General features: G+C 68.2%; 5 protein-coding genes. 3 read left to right on the top strand and 2 right to left on the bottom strand.

Annotated elements, in window-relative coordinates; all coding sequences use genetic code 11:
• Nucleotides 1-82: 82 nt before the first annotated feature.
• Complete coding sequence (locus tag P3W75_RS18145) at nucleotides 83-649, bottom strand: TetR/AcrR family transcriptional regulator (RefSeq protein WP_276228703.1); 567 nt, start codon at nucleotides 647-649, stop codon at nucleotides 83-85.
• A gap of 89 nt (nucleotides 650-738) precedes the next feature.
• A complete protein-coding gene (locus P3W75_RS18140) occupies nucleotides 739-1,656 on the bottom strand; it encodes a LysR family transcriptional regulator (RefSeq protein ID WP_276228702.1) in 918 nt (305 codons plus the stop codon).
• A gap of 295 nt (nucleotides 1,657-1,951) precedes the next feature.
• On the opposite strand from P3W75_RS18140, the gene P3W75_RS18135 reads away from it, so the two are divergent.
• The 3 genes from P3W75_RS18135 to P3W75_RS18125 form a co-directional block, all read left to right on the top strand.
• Nucleotides 1,952-2,971 carry a zinc-dependent alcohol dehydrogenase family protein gene (locus P3W75_RS18135; RefSeq protein WP_276228701.1) on the top strand — a complete coding sequence of 340 codons (1,020 nt, stop codon included), beginning with the start codon at nucleotides 1,952-1,954 and terminating at the stop codon, nucleotides 2,969-2,971.
• A 287-nt stretch (nucleotides 2,972-3,258) separates the two neighbouring features.
• Complete coding sequence (locus P3W75_RS18130; RefSeq protein WP_276228700.1) at nucleotides 3,259-3,717, top strand: (2Fe-2S)-binding protein; 459 nt, start codon at nucleotides 3,259-3,261, stop codon at nucleotides 3,715-3,717.
• Between the two features lie 11 nt (nucleotides 3,718-3,728).
• On the top strand, nucleotides 3,729-5,958 hold a 2,230-nt coding region (locus P3W75_RS18125), incomplete at its 3' end, for a xanthine dehydrogenase family protein molybdopterin-binding subunit (RefSeq protein WP_276228699.1).

Here is a 5,958-nt window from a genome sequence, read left to right as displayed (position 1 = left end):
AGGCGTTATCCGCCGATACCTCCCGTCGGCGGATAACCGCGAACGGTCATTCGCCCTACGATGAGCGTGCGTGCGCCTACGGTCAGTCTTCGAGGCCCAGGTCGCGCTTGAGGTAGCGCCGGGTGCTGTCGAGGATTCGGTCGGACAGCTGGGTATCCGCCACGCTGCGCGACAGCAGCAGGGCGCCGACCACGGTGGCCAGGGTCGCCACCGCCTGGTCCGGATCGTGGCCTTCGGGCAGGGCCTTCTCCAGGCGCCCCAGGCGCTGGTGCAAGGCCTGGTCGGTGGTCGGGCTGGGCTTGCCGCGTGCGCCCAGCTCGGCGCTCAGGGTCGGGAACGGGCAGCCGCGCTCGGGATGGTCGCGGTGGCCTTCGGACAGGTAGTTGTCGATGAAGCGGCGCAGCGCGTCGGGGGCGTCGAAGGTCTTGTCGGCCACCTCGGTGAGCTGCTCGGCGGCCGCCTGCAGGGCGATCTCCACCAGTTCGTCCTTGGACTTGAAGTGCGCGTAGAAGCCACCGTGGGTCAGGCCCAGCGCCTTCATCAGGGTCTGCAGGCCGGTGGCCTCCACGCCTTCGCTGCGGAAGCGCCGCGCGGCTTCGTCGATGATGCGTTGGCGGGTCTGCGCCTTGTGTTCTTCGGGGTAGCGCATGGGCGGGCTCCTGGGAATGACATGCTGCGCGTCATTCTAAACCCAAATGCCCCGGCGCGCCGAATGCCGTCGATCCGTGGCGGTGAGGGTCAGACCAGGCTGTCGGGGTCGCCGACGAACATGCTGATGCGCGAGCGCAGCCAGCGTTCGGCCGGGTCGTTGTCCTGGGCACCGCGCCAGACCATCGACAGCTCGGCGGGGCGCGGCGAGAACGGTGGCTCGTCGGCGCGCAGGCCGCCGGCCGAGGTCAGTGCCAGGGCGGCGTAGTCGGGGACGGTGGCGATCAGGTCGGTGCCGGCGAGCAGGGCGCCGAGGCCGTTGAACTGCGGCACCGCCAGCACCACCTGGCGCTTGCGCTCCAGGGTCGCCAGCTGCTCATCGACGAAGCCGTCGAGGTCGCCGGCGTAGGACACCATGGCGTGCGGCCGCGTGCAGTAGTCGTCGAGGCTCAGGGCGCCGGGAATCGAGTCGGCGCGCAGCACCTTCCATTTGCTGCGGCGCAGGGTCTTGCGCTTGGCGTTGGCCGGCAACTCGTCGGTGTAGCTGACGCCCACGGAAATCTCGCCGGAGGCCAGCAGCTGCGGCATCAGCAGGTAGTTGGCGCGACGCACCACCAGGACGATGCCCGGCGCCTCGGAGCGCAGGCGCCGCAACAGCGCCGGCAGCAGGCCGAACTCCACGTCGTCGGACAGGCCGATGCGGAACACCGCCTTGCTGGTGGCCGGGTCGAAGTCGGCGGCGCGGCTCAGCGCGGTGGAGATGGAGTCCAGCGCCGGCGACAGGTGGCCGAAGATCTCCTGGGCCCGCGCGGTGGGCTCCATGCTGCGCCCGGTGCGGACGAACAGCGGGTCGTCGAACAGGGTGCGCAGGCGCGCCAGGGCCGCGCTGATCGCCGGCTGGCCAAGGAACAGCTTCTCGGCCGCGCGGGTCACGCTGCGTTCGTGCATCAGCGTTTCGAACACGATCAACAGGTTGAGGTCAACCTTGCGGAGGTCGTTGCGATTCATGGAGGCTCCCTGGCGATGGAGGGAAAAGTGAAGTGCGGCGCGTCTGTCGTCAAGTTCTTACAGTTAAGTCCTTGATGATTTTCCGAATTCGTCCTTAGCAAGACGCCTGACAGCCGTTATCCTTCCCTTTCAGCGCAGCCGTATTTTTCGAGCGCCAGTTGGTGCTCCGGCCTACGCGATTGATATGCCTGCGGAATCATCGGCATTTATGTCGACTATCGATAGCGGTGGGTAGCAAGCACAAGAAAGCCCGGATAGAGTCCGTGGCTATAAAGCATCAACGGCGAGGTATGTGATGTCCCGCATGATCCGTTTCCACCAGTTCGGTGATGCCTCGGTTCTCAAGCTCGAGGAAATGCCGACCCCGACCCCGGGGCCGGATGAAGTCCTGATCCGCACCCAGGCGCTGGGCGTAAGCTGGCGCGACGTGCTCTGGCGGCAGAACCTGGCGCCCGACCAGGCCAAGCTCCCGGCCGGCATCGGCTACGAGCTGGCCGGCGTGGTGGAGGCCGTGGGCAGCAATGTCCGCGACCTGGCACCGGGCATGGCCGTGGCCAGCTTCCCGGCCGATTCGCCCAACCAGTATCCGGCCTGGGGCGATGTGGTGCTGATGCCACGTACCTCGCTGACCCGCTACCCGGACAACCTCAGCCCGGTAGAGGCCGCGGTGCACTACACCGGCCTGCTGTACGCCTATTTCGCCCTGGTCGAACTGGCCAGGCTGCAACCCGGCCAGCACGTGCTGATCACCGAGGCCGGGCACTGCCTGGCGCCGCAGTCGATCCAACTGGCCAAGGCGCTCGGCGCCAAGGTCATCGCCACCACCAGCCACGAGAACACCCGCGAGTTCATTCGCAGCCTGGGCGCCGACAAGGTGATCTACACCGAGGAACAGGACCTGGTGCTGGAAGTGGAGCGCTTCACCGACGGCAAGGGTGTGGAAGTGGTCCTTGACCAGTGCGCCGGGCCGCAGATGAAGTTGCTGGGCGACGTCGCCGCGCCGCGCGGCAAGCTGATCCTCTACGGCATCAACGGTGGCAACGACGCGACCTTCCCGGCCTGCGCCGCGTTCAAGAAGCACCTGCAGTTCTACCGGCACTGCGTGCTGGACTTCACCGGCCAGCCGGAGATCGGCCTGGCCCGCAACGACGAGGCGGTGCAGCGCGCGCTGCAGGCGATCAACCAGATGACCGCCGACCAGTTGCTCAAGCCGAGCATCGACAAGGTGTTCGACTTCGCCCAGTTCCGCGAGGCGAGCGTCTACATGGAAACCTGCCCCAGCGGTGGCCGGGTGGTGATGAAAGTCACCGACTGATCCGCCCGCGCAGCACGAGAAGCCACTCCCCGGAGTGGCTTCCGCGTTTCTGCATCCCCCGCTTTTCGCAGGAACACCTCGGCGTGGGGAGACCGGCAGGAATGACATGGCTGGGGCGCACCGCCGGCAGAATCAGGCAAGCCTGCGCAGGACCGGGCAAGCCATCCGGCGGGCTTTTCCCGTATCGTCAGGGCAAGCGGCCGGGCGAGCGCCTAGGCTGAATCCATTCCCCTCGGAGCCGTCCGGTTCCGGGTATTTCCATCACCCGTGAAAGAGGTGAGCGCCTGATGATCAAGCTGAAACTCAACGGCAAGGACCACGAATTCGACGCGCCCGGGGAAATGCCCCTGCTGTGGGCGCTGCGCGACGTCGCCTTGCTCACCGGTACCAAGTACGGCTGCGGCATGGCGCTGTGCGGCGCCTGCACCGTGCACGTCGACGGCCAGCCCACGCGCTCCTGCGTCACGCCCCTGGCGGCGGTGGCCGGCAAGCAGGTCACCACCATCGAGGCGGTGGCCGAGCAGGCCGCCGGCAAGGCGGTGCAGGAGGCCTGGCGCAAGCTCGACGTGGTGCAGTGCGGCTACTGCCAGTCGGGGCAGATCATGTCCGCCACCGCGCTGCTGGCCGGCAACAAGCAACCCTCGGACGCCGACATAGACGCGGCCATGAGCGGCAACATCTGCCGCTGCGCCACCTATGTACGCATTCGCGCGGCGATCCACGAAGCCGCGCAGACCCTGGCCTGAGGAGGCGCGAGATGGCAGACCTGCAGCAACAAGAGGTGGCCGCCGAAGACGCCGGCCATGGCATCCACAACGTCAGCCGCCGGCATTTCCTGCGCGGCGCCGGCGGCCTGGCCCTGGGCGTCTACTTCGCGCCCCTGCTGGGCCGCTTCGGCGACCCCGAGGCCGCCGCGGCCAAGGCCTTCGAGCCCAACGCCTTCGTGCGCATCGCCCCCGACGGCACGGTGACGGTGATCGCCAAGCACGTGGAAATGGGGCAGGGCAGCTACACCGGCCTGGCCACCCTGGTGGCCGAGGAGCTGGACGCCGACTGGAGCAAGGTCCAGGTCGAGGGCGCCCCGGCCGACGCCAAGCGCTACGCCAACCTGGCCTTCGGCACCCTGCAGGGCACCGGCGGCAGCAGCGCCATGGCCAACTCCTTCGAGCAGATGCGCAAGGCCGGCGCCACGGCGCGGGCCATGCTGGTGGCCGCCGCGGCGCAGCGGTGGAAGGTGCCGGCGGAGCAGATCGAGGTGCACGACGGGGTGGTCGAGCACAAGGCCTCCGGGCGCAAGGCCGGTTTCGGCCAGTTGGCCGAGGCGGCGGCGAAGCAGCCGGTGCCGGCGGAGGTGAAGCTCAAGGAGGCCAAGGACTTCAAGCTGATCGGCCAACTCAAGCTGCCGCGCAAGGACAGCCAGGACAAGACCGACGGCAAGGCGCGCTTCACCCAGGACGTGCACCTGCCGGACATGCTGGTGGCGGTGGTGGCGCACCCGCCGCGCTTCGGCGGCGTGCCGAAGAAGGTAGACGACAGCAAGGCCAAGGCTGTGCCCGGTGTGGTGGCGGTGGTGCAGTATCCAGGCAGTTCGGCGCGCTTCGCCGGTGTCGCCGTATTGGCGAAGAACACCTGGGCCGCGCGCCAGGGGCGTGACGCCCTGCAGGTGGAGTGGGACGAGACCGACGCCTTCCGCCTGGGCAGCGCCGAAATCTTCGCCAGGTACAAGGAACTCGCGGCCAAGCCCGGCGTGGTGGCGCGCAACGACGGCGACATCGCCAAGGCGCTGGATAAGCCGGCCAAGCTGATCGAGGCCGAATACCAGTTCCCCTACCTGGCCCATGCCTCGATGGAGCCGCTGAACTGCGTGGTCAAGCTGTCCGACGGCGCCTGCGAGATCTGGAACGGCGAGCAGTGGCAGACCGGTGACCAGATGGCCGTCGGCCAGTTGCTCGGCATTGCCCCGGAGAAGGTCTCGATCACCCAGCTGTACGCCGGCGGCAGCTTCGGCCGCCGCGCCAACCCGCAGTCGGACTACGTGCTGGAAGCGGTGTCGATCGCCAAGGCAGCCCGCGAGCACGGCCACAAGGGGCCGGTGAAGATGGTCTGGACCCGCGAGGACGACACCCGCGGCGGCTACTATCGCCCGGCCTTCCTGCACACCGCGCGGCTGGCGCTGGACGCCCAGGGCAATCTGGTGGGCTGGGAGCAGCACCTGGTCGGGCAGTCATTTATCGTCGGCACGCCCTTCGAGAAGGTGATGGTCAAGGACGGCATCGACAAGGTGGCGGTGGAGGGCGCGGCGGACCTGCCGTACGCGGTGCCCAACCTGCACGTCGAGCAGACCCTGGCGCCGGAGATCAAGGTGCCGACCCAGTGGTGGCGCTCGGTGGGCCATACGCACACGGCGTACTCCACCGAGACCCTGATCGACGAAGCCGCGGTGGCCGCCGGCAAGGATCCCTACGAGTTCCGTCGCGCGCTGCTGCAGGCGCATCCCCGGCATTTGGGCGTGCTCGACCTGGCGGCGCAGCAGGCGGGCTGGAAGGAGCCGCTCAAGGCCGGCGGGGAAGGCGAGAAGCGCGGCCGCGGGATCGCCGTGCACGAATCCTTCGGCAGCTTCGTCGCGCAGGTGGTGGAGGTCACGGTGAAGGCCGACAAGAGCTTCAAGGTCGACCGCGTGGTGTGCGCGGTGGATTGCGGCCTGGCGATCAACCCTGACGTGATTCGCGCACAGATGGAAGGCGGTATCGGCTTTGGCCTGGCGATGGCCCTGCACAGCGCCATCACCCTCAAGGAAGGCGTAGTGGAGCAGTCCAACTTCCATGACTTCCAGGTGCTGCGGATGAACGAGATGCCGGTGGTGGAGGTGCACATTGTGCCGTCCGCCGAGGCGCCGACCGGGGTGGGCGAACCTGGCGTGCCGCCGACCGCGCCGGCCCTGGCCAACGCCCTGGCGCAGGCCACCGGCAAGCGCATCCGCAACCTGC

Origin of the sequence: Pseudomonas citronellolis (assembly GCF_029335315.1) — a bacterium.
Taxonomy (GTDB): Bacteria; Pseudomonadota; Gammaproteobacteria; order Pseudomonadales; family Pseudomonadaceae; genus Pseudomonas; species Pseudomonas citronellolis_A.
Note: the sequence above shows the minus strand (reverse complement) of the source record. Positions and strands in the feature narration are given on the sequence as shown.

What these genes read in the sequence shown, in the direction of transcription:
- P3W75_RS18145 (WP_276228703.1), bottom strand. Translation starts at nt 649, where the DNA reads ATGCGCTACCCCGAAGAACACAAGGCGCAGACCCGCCAACGCATCATC.
- P3W75_RS18140 (WP_276228702.1), bottom strand. Translation starts at nt 1,656, where the DNA reads ATGAATCGCAACGACCTCCGCAAGGTTGACCTCAACCTGTTGATCGTG.
- P3W75_RS18135 (WP_276228701.1), top strand. Translation starts at nt 1,952, where the DNA reads ATGTCCCGCATGATCCGTTTCCACCAGTTCGGTGATGCCTCGGTTCTC.
- P3W75_RS18130 (WP_276228700.1), top strand. Translation starts at nt 3,259, where the DNA reads ATGATCAAGCTGAAACTCAACGGCAAGGACCACGAATTCGACGCGCCC.